Origin of the sequence: Streptomyces bathyalis (assembly GCF_015910445.1) — a bacterium.
GTDB classification, from domain to species: Bacteria; Actinomycetota; Actinomycetes; order Streptomycetales; family Streptomycetaceae; genus Streptomyces; species Streptomyces bathyalis.
On the sequence record NZ_CP048882.1, the window covers coordinates 1,288,904 to 1,301,762 of the forward strand.

Genomic DNA, 12,859 nt, shown 5'->3' on the forward strand with positions numbered 1-12,859 from the left:
GCACCAACCATCTCGAGCCGCCCCCCTCAATGTCGCGCGGGGGCACCCCCGGCCGAAGTCCCCTGGGCCTGACGGCCCGGGAGGTTCCCCCAGGGGGAAGCGCTCCCACCGACTGAACCGCCGCGGCCCTCCCTTGCCTTCCGCGCGTGCGCGAAATGCCGCACGCAGGGACAACACAGGTGTGTCGCGCGCACGTACCCGCTGACCTGCACCCGTCTTCGACGACCGGCTGTGTCCGGCTGCCCGGCCGCCCGGCCGGGCTCCGCCCGAAGGACACCTGAAGGACCCCGAAGGACAACTGCCATGGCCGACACCTCCAAGCGTCCCGCTTCCGCACCGAGCCGCCGCAAGGCCGGACGCCATCGCGGCGAGGGGCAGTGGGCCGCCGGTCACTTCACTCCGCTCAACGGCAACGAGCAGACGAAGAAGGACGACGACGGTCTCAATGTGCGGACGCGCATTGAGACGATCTACGCACACCGCGGCTTCGAGTCCATCGACGGCGCCGATCTGCGCGGCCGCATGCGCTGGTGGGGTCTCTACACCCAGCGCAGGCCCGGGATCAGCGGCGGCAAGACCGCCGTGCTGGAGCCGGAGGAACTGGACGACGAGTACTTCATGCTCCGGGTGCGCATCGACGGCGGCCAGCTGACGACACAGCAGCTGCGCACGATCGGCGAGATCTCGCAGGACTTCGCGCGCGGCACCGCGGACATCACCGACCGGCAGAACGTCCAATTCCACTGGATCCGCATCGAGGACATGCCGGAGATCTGGCGCCGGCTGGAGGGCGTCGGCCTCTCGACCACCGAGGCGTGCGGCGACACCCCCCGCGTCATTCTCGGCTCCCCCGTCGCGGGCATCGCCGCCGACGAGATCATCGACGGCACGCCCGCCATCGACGAGATCCACCGCAGGGTCATCGGCAATCCCGCCTATTCGAACCTGCCGCGGAAGTTCAAGACCGCGGTCTCCGGGTCGCCGCTGCTCGACGTGGCGCACGAGATCAACGACGTCGCGTTCGTCGGCGTCGAACACCCCGAGCTGGGCCCGGGCTTCGACGTGTGGGTCGGCGGCGGCCTGTCGACCAACCCCAAGCTGGGCGTACGGCTCGGTGCTTGGGTGCCCATCGAAGACGTCGCGGACGTGCACGAGGGCATCGTCTCGGTCTTCCGGGACTACGGATACCGGCGGCTGCGCACCCGCGCCCGCATCAAGTTCCTCGTCGCCGACTGGGGCGCGGAGAAGTTCCGTCAGGTGCTGGAGGACGAGTACCTGCTCCGCAAGATGGCGGACGGCCCCGCGCCCGAGGCGCCCGTCCAGCAGTGGCGCGACCACATCGGCGTGCACGAGCAGCGCGACGGCAACTACTACGTCGGCTTCGCACCGCGCGTGGGCCGCGTCGACGGCGGCACGCTCGCCAAGATCGCGGACCTCGCGGAGACGCACGGCTCGAGCCGCGTCCGTACCACTGCCGAGCAGAAGATGATCGTCCTCGACGTGGCCGCGGACCAGGTGGAGTCCCTGACGGAGGCGCTGGAGGCGCTCGACCTCACGGCCCGCCCGTCGGTCTTCCGCCGCGGCACCATGGCCTGCACCGGCATCGAGTTCTGCAAGCTGGCCATCGTCGAGACCAAGGCACGCGGCTCGTCGCTCATCGACGAACTGGAGCGCCGCCTCCCCGAGTTCGACGAGCCGGTCACCATCAACCTCAACGGCTGCCCCAACTCCTGCGCCCGCATCCAGGTCGCCGACATCGGTCTGAAGGGCCAGCTCGTCACGGACGCGGACGGCGAGCAGGTCGAGGGCTACCAGGTGCACCTGGGCGGCTCCCTCGGCATGGAGCCGGGCTTCGGCCGGAAGGTCCGCGGCCTGAAGGTCACCGCCACGGAGCTGCCCGACTACATCGAGCGCGTGCTGCTCAACTTCCAGGAGCAGCGCGAGGACGGCGAGCGCTTCGCCCAGTGGGCGGCTCGCGCGGAAGAGGGTGCGCTGAAGTGAGCGAGCCGCGGCGCGCGGCGTCGGCTGGACCGAGAAGCCGCGCAGCGACGAAGGAGCGAGCAGCAACGAGGGAAGCCGACGCGTCAAAGCGCGCCAAGGCTGAGCGGGAGGCACAGTGAGCGAGCCGCGGCGCGCGGCGTCGGCTGGACCGAGAAGCCGCGCAGCGACGAAGGAGCGAGCAGCAACGAGGGAAGCCGACGCGTCCAAGCGCGCCAAGGCTGAGCGGGAGGCACAGTGAGCGAGCCGCGGCGCGCGGCGTCGGCTGGACCAAGGAGCCGCGCAGCGACGAAGGAGCGAGCAGCAACGAGGGAAGCCGACGCGTCAAAGCGCGCCAAGGCTGAGCGGGGGACACAGTGAGCGAGCGTGCCGCGCCGTTCTACTGCCCCTACTGCGGCGACGAGGACCTGCGCCCCTCGGAGGAGACCGGTGAGGCAGCGGGCGCGGGCAAGGGCGCGGCCTGGGAATGCACCGCCTGCAACCGGGCGTTCAAGCTCGCGTTCCTCGGGCTGCTGGCCAGGGGCCTGCAGCGCGGAGGCGCCGGCCCGGACGGCACGGGCGGCGAAGGCAGTCAGGAAGGCAGCAGCCAGGAAGGACGGCGCACGCCATGACCACAGCCGCACAACGGCATTCCGCCGAGGAGCTGCAGCGGCTCGCGGAGGAGGCGGGCCGGGATCTGGAGGAGGCACCGGCGCTGGAGGTGCTGCGCTGGGCCACGGACACCTTCGGTGACCGTTTCTGCGTCACCTCGTCCATGGAGGACGCGGTGGTGGCGCATCTCGCGTCACGCGTCGCCCCGGGCGTCCGCGTCGTCTTCCTCGACACCGGCTACCACTTCCCCGAGACGATCGGCACGCGTGACGCCGTGGCCGCCGTCATGGACGTCGAGGTGGTCACGCTGACGCCGAAGCAGAGCGTGGCCGAGCAGGACGCCGAGTACGGCCCGAAGCTGCACGACCGGAATCCCGATCTGTGCTGCGCGATGCGGAAGGTGGCGCCCCTCGAGGAGGGTCTGCGCCAGTACGACGCGTGGGCGACTGGCCTGCGCCGCGACGAGTCGCCGACTCGTGCCGGCACGCCCGTCGTCGGCTGGGACGAGCGCCGGCAGAAGGTCAAGGTCTCGCCGATCGCCCGCTGGAGTCAGGCCGACGTCGACGCCTACATCGCCGAACACGGCGTGCTGACCAACCCGTTGCTCTCCGACGGCTACCCCTCGGTGGGATGCGCCCCGTGCACACGGCGGGTTCTCGAGGGCGAGGACGCACGTGCCGGACGCTGGTCGGGCCAGGCCAAGACCGAGTGCGGGATCCACCTGTGAGGGTGAACTCCGTGACAGGGAGCGGGAGATGACGACAGCGACACAGCGGCAGGAGTCCGGGGCCACGGTCTGGCTCACGGGGCTGCCGAGCGCGGGCAAGACGACGATCGCGACCGTGCTGGCGGAGCAACTCGCCGCGCAGGGCCGCCGCGTGGAGGTGCTGGACGGGGACGAGATCCGTACCTTCCTCTCCTCGGGGCTCGGCTTCTCCCGCGAGGACCGCGACCTGAACGTGCAGCGCATCGGCTTCGTGGCCGAGCTGCTCGCCTCGCACGGCGTGACCGTCCTCGTTCCCGTGATCGCACCGTACGCGGACAGCCGTGAGGCGGTGCGCAAGCGCCACCAGGCCGCCGGCACCGGGTACTTGGAGGTGCACGTCGCCACTCCGGTGGACGTGTGCTCGCAGCGCGATGTGAAGGGACTGTACGCGCGTCAGGCTTCGGGCGAGATCTCCGGACTGACGGGCGTGGACGATCCGTACGAGGCCCCCGAGCAGCCGGATCTGCGGATCGAGGCACACCGGCAGGGCGTGGAGGAATCCGCTGCGGCGCTGCGCGCGCTGCTGAGTGAGAGGGGACTGCTGTGAGGACGGCTGTCACGACGCTGGAGGAACGGGACAACCCGTACGCGCTCTCGCATCTGGACGCGCTGGAGTCGGAGGGTGTGCACATCTTCCGCGAGGTCGCGGGCGAGTTCGAGCGCCCGGTGATCCTCTTCTCCGGCGGCAAGGACTCCATCGTCATGCTGCATCTGGCGCTCAAGGCATTCGCGCCGGCGCCGGTGCCGTTCACGCTGCTGCACGTGGACACCGGGCACAACTTCCCCGAGGTGCTCGAGTACCGCGACCGCGTCGTGGCGCAGCACGGGCTGCGGCTGCACGTGGCCGAGGTGCAGGAGTTCATCGACCGCGGTGAGCTGCGGGAGCGCCCCGACGGCACCCGCAATCCGCTGCAGACGGTCCCCCTGCTGAAGGCCATCGAGACCAACCGCTTCGACGCGGTCTTCGGCGGCGGACGCCGCGACGAGGAGAAGGCGCGGGCCAAGGAGCGGGTGTTCTCCCTGCGCGACGAGTTCGGCGGCTGGGACCCGCGCCGTCAGCGGCCCGAGCTGTGGCAGCTCTACAACGGGCGCCATGCTCCGGGCGAGCACGTGCGTGTCTTCCCGCTGTCGAACTGGACCGAGCTGGACGTGTGGCAGTACATCGCCCGCGAGAAGATCGAACTCCCCGCCATCTACTACGCACATGAGCGTGAGGTCTTCTCGCGCTCCGGAATGTGGCTTGCCCCCGGCGAGTGGGGCGGCCCCGGCGACGACGAGCGGGTGGAGCTGCGCAAGGTGCGCTACCGCACCGTCGGCGACATGTCCTGCACGGGTGCCGTCGACTCCGACGCCGACTCCATCGAGAAGGTCATCGCCGAGATCGCCGCGTCCCGGCTGACGGAACGCGGTGCGACGCGGGCCGACGACAAGCTCTCGGAGGCCGCCATGGAGGACCGCAAGCGCGAGGGGTATTTCTGATCATGACCACCTCCTTCTCCGGTCAGGGTCCGGTGGACGCCGCGGCCGACGCCGCGCTCGCGGCGACGTCGCTGCTGCGCTTCGCGACCGCCGGCTCCGTCGACGACGGCAAGTCGACGCTGGTGGGACGGCTGCTGCACGACTCGAAGTCGGTGCTGGCCGACCAGCTGGAAGCGGTGGAGTCCGCCTCGCGCAACCGCGGTCAGGACACTCCCGACCTGGCGCTGCTGACCGACGGTCTGCGCGCCGAGCGGGAGCAGGGCATCACCATCGACGTCGCCTACCGCTACTTCGCCACGCCGCGGCGGCGGTTCATCCTCGCCGACACACCGGGCCACGTGCAGTACACGAGGAACATGGTCACCGGCGCCTCGACCGCCGAGCTGGCCGTCGTCCTCGTCGACGCCCGCAACGGCGTCGTGGAGCAGACGCGCCGGCACGCCGCCGTCGCCGCGCTGCTGCGTGTCCCGCACGTCGTCCTCGCGGTCAACAAGATGGACCTGGTCGACTACGACGAGGACGTCTTCGCGCGCATCGCCGAGGAGTTCACCCGCTACGCGGCCTCCCTCGGGGTCCCGGAGATCACCGCCATTCCGATCTCCGCCCTCGTCGGCGACAACGTCGTGACCGCGTCCGCCCACATGGACTGGTACGGCGGCCCGACCGTGCTGGAGCACCTGGAGACCGTCGCTGTCGGCGACGACCCCAGCGACGACCCGGCACGCTTCCCCGTCCAGTACGTCATCCGCCCGCAGTCCGCCGAACGCCCCGACTACCGCGGCTACGCGGGCCAGATCGCGTCCGGTCTGCTGCGCGTCGGGCAGCGGGTGACGGTGCAGCCCTCGGGACGCAGCAGCACGATCGAGGGCCTGGACGTGCTGGGCCAGTCCGTGGACGTGGCCTGGGCGCCGCAGTCCGTGACGGTGCTGCTCGCCGACGACCTCGACATCTCCCGCGGCGACATGATCGTGCCGTCCGACGCGACGGTCACTCCCAGCCAGGACCTGACCGCGACCGTCTGCCATCTTCATGACACGCCTCTGACGCCCGGCGCCCGCGTGCTGCTGAAGCACACCACCCGCACCGTCAAGGCGATCGTGAAGGAGATCCCCTCGCGGCTCACGCTGGACGACCTCTCCCAGCACCCCGAGCCGGGGCGCCTGGTCGCCAACGACATCGGACGCGTCGTACTGCGCACGTCCGAGCCGCTGCCCGTCGACGCGTACGCCGACTCGCGCCGCACCGGCTCCTTCGTCCTCATCGACCCCGCGGACGGCTCGACGCTCACCGCGGGCATGGCCGGTCACGCCTTCGCCGACGCCGTGCGGGAGACCGCCGAGGCCGAGGCCGGACGGGCGCCGGACGACGACGGCTGGGACTTCTAGACGGCAGCCCGTATCCGCACCGCCCCGACACCGACCCGGGCCAGAACCGCCCCGCCAGGCCCGGCAGCCTTCCGAGAGGACCTGCCCCATGCCCGCCAGCAGATCGGCACAGCGGCGAACGCTCCGCGCGCTCGCCGTGCTGGTCGCGCTGCCGTTGCTGGCGACGGCGTGCGGCTACGGCTCCAAGGCGCCGAAGGGCAAGGGCGGCCCGGCGGCCGCGGGCGGCAAGAAGGTCGACGGCCTCGACGAGGTGAAGGTCGGCTACTTCGGCAACGTCACTCACGCGACCCCGCTGGTGGGCCTGCGCGACGGCGGTGAGATCCCGCGGGAGCTGGGCGGCACGAAGGCCTCGACGCAGGTCTTCAACGCGGGGCCGGCAGCCATCGAGGCGCTCAACGCCAAGGCGGTCGACATGACTTGGGTCGGCCCCTCCCCGTCCGTCAATGGCTACACCAAGTCCGGTGGCAAGAACCTCAGGATCGTCGCGGGCGCCACCTCGGGCGGGGCGTCGCTCGTCGTGAACCCGAAGAAGGTGCCCTCGCTCGGGGACCTGAAGGGCAAGCGGATCGCCACCCCGCAGCTCGGCAACACGCAGGACGTCGCGCTCCTCGACTTCCTCGCGGGAAAGGGCCTGCGGGTCAGCCCGGACACCGGCAAGGGCGACGTCTCCGTCCTCCGGCAGGACAACAAGGAGATCCCGACGACGTTCCAGCAGGGCGGCATCGACGGCGCGTGGGTGCCCGAGCCCACCGCCTCCAGCATCGTCGCCAGGGGCGGGAAGGTCCTGCTGAACGAGAAGAAGCTGTGGAAGCACGGCAAGTTCGTCACCACGAACCTGGTGGTGCGGCAGGACTTCCTGGAGAAGCACCCGGACGTGGTCGAGGCCGTCGTCCGCGGCTCGGTGCGCACCAACGCCTGGATCCGCGAGCACCCGGAAGAGGCGAAGAAGCACATCAACACCGCTCTGGAGCGGGACTCGGGCAGGGCGCTGCCCAAGGACGTACTCGACCTCTCCTTCAAGGACATCGAGGTCACCGACGACCCGCTGGCCACGACGCTGGCGAAGGAGGCCGAGCACGGCGTCGAGGCGGGGCTGATGAAGAAGGCCGACCTCGGCGGCATCTACGACCTCTCGATCCTCAACCGGGTGCTGAAGGGCGAAGGACGGCCCGTCGTCGACGACGCGGGGCTCGGCCGCTGACGCCCGCCGGCACCTTCCACGACCACGCACCACACCCATGGAGGTGAGCGCGATGACCACGACACTGACCACCGGGCCCGCGCCCGGCACGGCGCACACGGGCGTCGCCGACGCGCGCCCCGCCATGGAGGAGGCGGGCTACGCCGCCCGCATCGACCACGTCTCCAAGTCCTTCGGTCGCGCGGGCGCGGAGCAGCTGGTGCTGGACGACATCGCTCTCGACGTCGGCCCCGGGGAGTTCGTCACGCTGCTCGGCGCGAGCGGCTGCGGCAAGTCGACGCTGCTCAACCTCGTCGCGGCGCTCGACAAGCCGTCCGCGGGCACCATCGACGTGCCCGGCGGCCGCCCCTCGCTGATGTTCCAGGAGCACGCGCTCTTCCCGTGGCTCACCGCCGGCCGGAACATCGAACTGGCCCTGAAACTGCGGGGCGTGCCCAAGCCCGAGCGGAGGCCGGAAGCGGAGCGGCTGCTGGAGCTTGTGCGGCTCAAGGGCGCGCACCGCAAGCGTGTGCACGAGCTGTCGGGCGGTATGCGGCAGCGCGTCGCTCTGGCCAGGGCGCTCGCCCAGGACAGCCGGCTGCTGCTGATGGACGAGCCCTTCGCCGCGCTGGACGCGATCACGCGTGACGTGCTGCACGAGGAGCTCACGCGGATCTGGTCGGAGACCGGCGTCTCCGTCCTCTTCGTGACACACAACGTGCGGGAGGCCGTGCGCCTCGCGCAGCGCGTGGTGCTGCTCTCCTCCCGGCCGGGCCGTGTCGCCCGCGAGTGGACCGTGGACATCCCCCACCCGCGGCGCATCGAGGACACGGACGTGGCGAACCTGTCCGCGGAGATCACCGAGGAGCTGAGGGGAGAGATCCGCCGCCATGGCCAGCACTGACTCCAGGCCCGTGGACGCGGAGAGCAAGCGGTCCGCGGGCCATGCGAAGCGGGACGACGCCGGGGACCTGGCGGGTCTGGAGGCGGGCCTCGACGCGCTCGACGCCCGTACCTCCGCGCGTCTGCCGCTCGCACAGGTGCTGCGCCGGAAGGCGCTGCCGCCGACGATCGCCGTCGTGCTCGTACTGGCGCTGTGGCAGCTGGCGTTCGCGCTGCACATCAAGGAGCCGTACCAGCTGCCGAGTCCGCTGATGGTGTGGGACGCCCTGGCCGAGGAGTGGTACAAGGGCACCATCCTGTCGATCATCTGGCAGAGCGTCTCGCGGGGTGCGATGGGCTTCGCCGTGGCGCTGGTCCTGGGCACGCTGCTCGGACTGCTGGTGGCGCAGGTGAAGTCCGTGCGCGCGGCGATCGGGCCGATCCTCTCGGGGCTGCAGTCGCTGCCGTCGGTAGCGTGGGTGCCAGCCGCGATCATCTGGTTCGGGCTGACGGACGCCACCATCTACGCGGTGGTGCTGCTCGGCGCGGTGCCGTCCATCGCGAACGGACTGGTCGCGGGCGTCGACCGCATCCAGCCGCTGCATCTGCGCGCGGGGCACGTCATCGGCGCGACGGGGATCCACGGGGTGAGGCATGTGCTGCTGCCCGGTGCGCTGCCCGGCTACATCGCGGGTCTCAAGCAGGGCTGGGCCTTCTCGTGGCGCTCGCTGATGGCCGCCGAACTGATCGCCACGTCTCCCGAACTCGGCGCCGGACTCGGGCAGTTGCTGGAGACCGGACGCGCCTACCAGGACATGCCGCTGGTGCTGGGCGCGATCCTCCTCATCCTCCTCGTCGGCATCGGCATCGAACTGCTCATCTTCGCACCGCTGGAGCGGAGGGTGCTGCGCCAGCGCGGCCTCCTGGCGACGGCCCACTGAGCGCCGGCAGCCCGCACGCGGCCCGCCGGGAACGAGCGACAACTGAACCCGGAGAACGACAACCAGCAACAACGAGAGACAGCGAAGGACCAGAGCCCGGTCGGAACGGAACCGGGCCGGCACGGACGGAAAGGGAACGGACGACCGCCATGCACGATGCGACACGACCCACTCTGGTGGTCATCGCACACGGCAGCCGCGACCCGCGGCACGCCGCGACCGTCGCGGCGCTCTGTGCGCGCGTGAGGGCGCTGCGTCCCGCGCTGCGCGTGGAGGCGGCGCATCTGGAATTCAACGCCCCGTCGGTGCCGCGGCTCCTGGAGAGGCTGCACGCGGAGGGTGTCCGCGACATCGTCGCCCTGCCGCTGCTGCTCAGCCGCGCCTTCCACGCCAAGTCCGACATCCCCGCCGTGCTGAACGAGGTGACGTCCCGGCTGCCGCGGCTGCGCGTGCGGCAGGCCGACGTGTTGGGCCCGCATCCGCTGCTCGTCGGCGCCCTGGAGCGCCGGTTGCGCGAGGCCGGCCTGCGGCCCGGGAAACACCGCTCGACCGGGGTCGTGCTGGCCTCGGCGGGCTCCTCCGACCCGGAGGCGATCGCAGTGATCGCACAGACCGCGCGGGAGTGGCGGCGCACCGGTGGCTGGTGTGCCGTGCGTCCTGCGTTCGCCTCCGCCTCCCTTCCCCGTACCGAGGACGCCGTGCGCGGGCTGCGTGCCGACGGCATCCGGCATGTGGCGGTGGCCCCGTACGTCATCGCGCCCGGTCATCTTCCCGACCGCATCCGCAACGGCGCGATCGAGGCGCGGGCCGACGTGCTGGCACCGGTGCTGGGTCCCGCGCCGGAGCTGGCGGAGCTGCTGGTGCTGCGCTATGACGAGGCGGCAGCGCGCGGGCCGCTGGCGCTGAGTGCCTGACGGCCTGGTCCGGCGCCGGGCGGGGCCCCTGCAAGGACCGCGCGCCCGGCTCCGGCTGCCCGCCTCTCAGCGGGCGTGGGCGCCAGGCCTCAAAGCGCCCTGCCCGGCTCGTACTTGTAGCCGACGCGGCGGACGGTGACGATCGTGTCCCGGAAGCGGCCGAGCTTGCGCCGCAGCCGGGCCACGTGCACATCGACGGTGCGGCCGTCACCGACGTGGCTGTAGCCCCACAGCGCGGACACGAGATGGCTGCGGCTGTGCACCCGGTGCGGGTGCGCCACGAAGTGGGCCAGCAGCTCGAACTCCAGGTAGGTCAGGTCGAGTTGGCGTCCGTCGGTCTGCGCCGTGTGCCGGTCCGGATCGACGTGCAGCCCCTCCGCCGCCGCGACCGGGGGCTGCGGCGGCGGCTGGCCGGGCAGCTGCCTCGCCGGGGGCAGGTCCGCGGGCAGCGCGGGGAGCAGCCGGACTCTGGTGCCGTCGGCGGTGAAGAGTTCGTTCGGGTCGGTGCCCTGTGGGACGAGCACGACGTAGCCCACCAGGGGCGTCTGTTCGCCGGGCTGCCGGTCGCCGGGCTCGTCGCGGGCGGCGGGATCGTGGGAGGCGGTCTCGTCGACCACGCGCAGATGGCGCGCGGCGGCGGAAAGGGCGGAAGTCATTCGGAAGCTCCTTCACGGAGAATTCTCAAAAGCGGGCCGGTACGGGTGAGGCCCCTGTCCGAACTGCCGTGAGGGACACGGCACACCGGTGCCACGCGGACCGGGGATTTGCGGCTCGCGTGCGGCAAGCGGCGGTGAAACGGCGGGAATTCGCTCAGTGGACGGGTGAAAGGCGAATCCGGAAACAGCCGTCGTTCACGGAGACCTCGCGTGATCATGGAACGGACGGAAGAACCGCAGCTCGGATCGGCCCCGCGAGGGGCGGAGCGGAGAGCAGAGCGGAACCGGAATCAGCCGAGCGCAGGGCTCAGGAACCAGCGGCACAGATGGCGCTGGCGTGCCGTCGCAGGTCGACGTGCAGACGCGCTACAAGAATCGCAGACTGATTCACGGAAATGAGCTTGCCAGCAATTACGGGGCGCCGTCAATGAATTCACGGAACGTCTCGAATACCGGAAGAGGCCGGCGCGGAAACCGCAGCCACGGGCCGGGCGAGGGCGCGGAAGACGCAACCGGCGGGCAGAAGCCCCGCACAGGACCCCTGCCGGGCCGCAGGAGGAACGGCCACCGAGACCCCGTAGGGGCCGGACGCGCGCGGCACGAACGCGGCCGCCCGCCGCGCCCCTTGAGGAGCGCGACGGGCGGCCCGTGGTGCTGATGGAGCTCGTGGTGCTGCCCGCTCAGTGCTCAGCGGGCAGACCCGCCGGTCACTTGCCGACGTTCAGGAGCTCGTTCTTCGTGCCCTCGCTCGGGTTGGATATCGCGTCCTTCGTCGCCTGCTCACTCAGGCCCTTGGCGACGTCCGCCGGCTTGGCGTCCTTGTTCGCGCCGAGGAAGAGAGCCGCGGCGCCCGCGACGTGCGGGGAAGCCATCGAGGTACCCGACAGCGTCTCCGTGGCGTCGTCACCGGTGTTGGTCGCCGAGACGATGTCGACGCCGGGCGCGTAGATGTCGACCAGCTTGCCGAAGTTGGAGAAGTCGGCCTGCTTGTCGGCGTCGTCGCTGGCGGCGACGGTCAGGGCGTCCTTCACCCGGGCCGGCGACGCGTTGTCGGCGTCCTGGCTCTCGTTGCCCGCGGCGACGGCGAAGGTGATGCCGGAGTCGACGGCCTTCTGCACCGCGGAGTCCAGCGCCTCGTCCTTCGGGCCACCGAGGGACATGTTGGCGACGGAGGGACCCTTGGCGTTCTTGGTCACCCAGTCGATGCCCTTGACGACCTGCTCGGTGGTGCCGGAGCCCTGGTCGTCAAGCACACGCACGGCAACGATGTTGGCCTTCTTGGCGACACCGTGGTCGGTGCCGGCAATGGTGCCCGCGACGTGCGTGCCGTGGCCCTGGCCGTCGTCCGCCTCGCCGCCGTCGATGGCGTCGAAGCCGGACTTCGCACGCTTGCCGAAGTCCTTGTGGGTCATGCGGACGCCGGTGTCGATGACGAACGCCGTGACGCCTTCACCGGCGTTGTCCGGGAAGGTGTACTTCTTGTCGCCCTTGGTCTCCTTCTGGTCGATGCGGTCCAGGCCCCACGACGGCGGGTTGGACTGCGTCTCGTTCACCGTGAAGGTGTGGTTCTGGACGACCTTCTCGACCTGGGAGTTGCCGGCCAGCTGGCGGGCCTCCTTGGCGCTGAGGCCCTTGGCGGAGAAGCCGTTGATGGCGGAGTCGTAGGTGTTCTTGACCTTGCCGCCGTACTGCTCGGCCAGGTCGCTCCCCGCAGCCTTCACGGAGTTGGCACCCTTGTCGTCCTTCAGCATGACGATGTAGCTGCCGTCGACAGTGCCCTTGGCCTTGGTGCCGAACACGTGGCCCTCAGCCGGTGCGGCGCCGGCAGGCAGCGTCAGCAGCGTGGCCGCCCCGATCACCGCCGCGGCGACACCGGTGGCCACAGTGATACGACGACGCCTGGCGGACTTCTCCGGGCTTCTGGGCGTGTTGGTTGCCATGACGAGGGTCCTCCTCGTGAGGTGTGGGGGGTTTTATGTCTGTTTTCACCCCCGGTCCGCGGGCGCGAAGATCCGCAACCGGGTGACTCGAAACACTGTCTGATTGATCCGCTCACCTCAACCCGTA

At 70.8% G+C, this 12,859-nt stretch carries 13 protein-coding genes; 10 read left to right on the plus strand and 3 right to left on the minus strand.

Annotation, left to right across the window (positions count from 1 at the left end):
* The first annotated feature begins 303 nt into the window (after positions 1-303).
* From G4Z16_RS05680 to G4Z16_RS05725, 10 genes are all read left to right on the plus strand, one after another.
* Entirely contained in the window at positions 304-2,001 is a 1,698-nt protein-coding gene (locus tag G4Z16_RS05680) for a nitrite/sulfite reductase (RefSeq protein WP_197349495.1), read from the plus strand.
* Positions 2,002-2,354: 353 nt separating this feature from the next.
* Positions 2,355-2,609: a hypothetical protein gene (locus G4Z16_RS05685; RefSeq protein ID WP_197349496.1), complete on the plus strand. Its 255-nt coding sequence runs from the start codon at positions 2,355-2,357 to the stop codon at positions 2,607-2,609.
* Positions 2,606-3,316, plus strand: a complete 711-nt coding sequence (locus G4Z16_RS05690) for a phosphoadenylyl-sulfate reductase (protein WP_197349497.1) — start codon at positions 2,606-2,608, stop codon at positions 3,314-3,316. Before G4Z16_RS05685 ends, G4Z16_RS05690 begins: the two co-directional genes overlap by 4 nt.
* A 28-nt stretch (positions 3,317-3,344) precedes the next feature.
* Positions 3,345-3,902: an adenylyl-sulfate kinase gene (gene cysC, locus G4Z16_RS05695; RefSeq protein ID WP_197349498.1), complete on the plus strand. Its 558-nt coding sequence runs from the start codon at positions 3,345-3,347 to the stop codon at positions 3,900-3,902.
* Complete coding sequence (gene cysD, locus G4Z16_RS05700; RefSeq protein WP_197349499.1) at positions 3,899-4,834, plus strand: sulfate adenylyltransferase subunit CysD; 936 nt, start codon at positions 3,899-3,901, stop codon at positions 4,832-4,834. Before cysC ends, cysD begins: the two co-directional genes overlap by 4 nt.
* Before the next feature lie 2 nt (positions 4,835-4,836).
* Positions 4,837-6,219, plus strand: coding sequence for a sulfate adenylyltransferase subunit 1 (locus G4Z16_RS05705; protein ID WP_197349500.1), 1,383 nt, complete (start codon positions 4,837-4,839; stop codon positions 6,217-6,219).
* Positions 6,220-6,307: 88 nt separating this feature from the next.
* Complete coding sequence (locus G4Z16_RS05710; protein WP_197349502.1) at positions 6,308-7,420, plus strand: aliphatic sulfonate ABC transporter substrate-binding protein; 1,113 nt, start codon at positions 6,308-6,310, stop codon at positions 7,418-7,420.
* A gap of 52 nt (positions 7,421-7,472) precedes the next feature.
* Positions 7,473-8,303 carry an ABC transporter ATP-binding protein gene (locus G4Z16_RS05715; RefSeq protein WP_197349504.1) on the plus strand — a complete coding sequence of 277 codons (831 nt, stop codon included), beginning with the start codon at positions 7,473-7,475 and terminating at the stop codon, positions 8,301-8,303.
* On the plus strand, positions 8,290-9,222 hold the full coding sequence (locus tag G4Z16_RS05720; RefSeq protein ID WP_197349506.1) for an ABC transporter permease: 933 nt from the start codon (positions 8,290-8,292) through the stop codon (positions 9,220-9,222). The genes G4Z16_RS05715 and G4Z16_RS05720 overlap by 14 nt, the downstream gene beginning before the upstream one ends.
* Before the next feature lie 149 nt (positions 9,223-9,371).
* Positions 9,372-10,136, plus strand: a complete 765-nt coding sequence (locus tag G4Z16_RS05725) for a sirohydrochlorin chelatase (RefSeq protein WP_197349507.1) — start codon at positions 9,372-9,374, stop codon at positions 10,134-10,136.
* Between the two features lie 89 nt (positions 10,137-10,225).
* On the opposite strand, the gene G4Z16_RS05730 is transcribed toward G4Z16_RS05725, so the two are convergent.
* The 3 genes from G4Z16_RS05730 to G4Z16_RS05735 form a co-directional block, all read right to left on the minus strand.
* Positions 10,226-10,792, minus strand: a complete 567-nt coding sequence (locus G4Z16_RS05730) for a winged helix-turn-helix domain-containing protein (RefSeq protein WP_197349508.1) — start codon at positions 10,790-10,792, stop codon at positions 10,226-10,228.
* A 307-nt stretch (positions 10,793-11,099) separates the two neighbouring features.
* Entirely contained in the window at positions 11,100-11,183 is an 84-nt protein-coding gene (locus G4Z16_RS33055; protein WP_343070934.1) for a putative leader peptide, read from the minus strand.
* A 316-nt stretch (positions 11,184-11,499) separates the two neighbouring features.
* Positions 11,500-12,732, minus strand: a complete 1,233-nt coding sequence (locus G4Z16_RS05735) for a S8 family peptidase (protein WP_197349509.1) — start codon at positions 12,730-12,732, stop codon at positions 11,500-11,502.
* Positions 12,733-12,859: the final 127 nt, after the last annotated feature.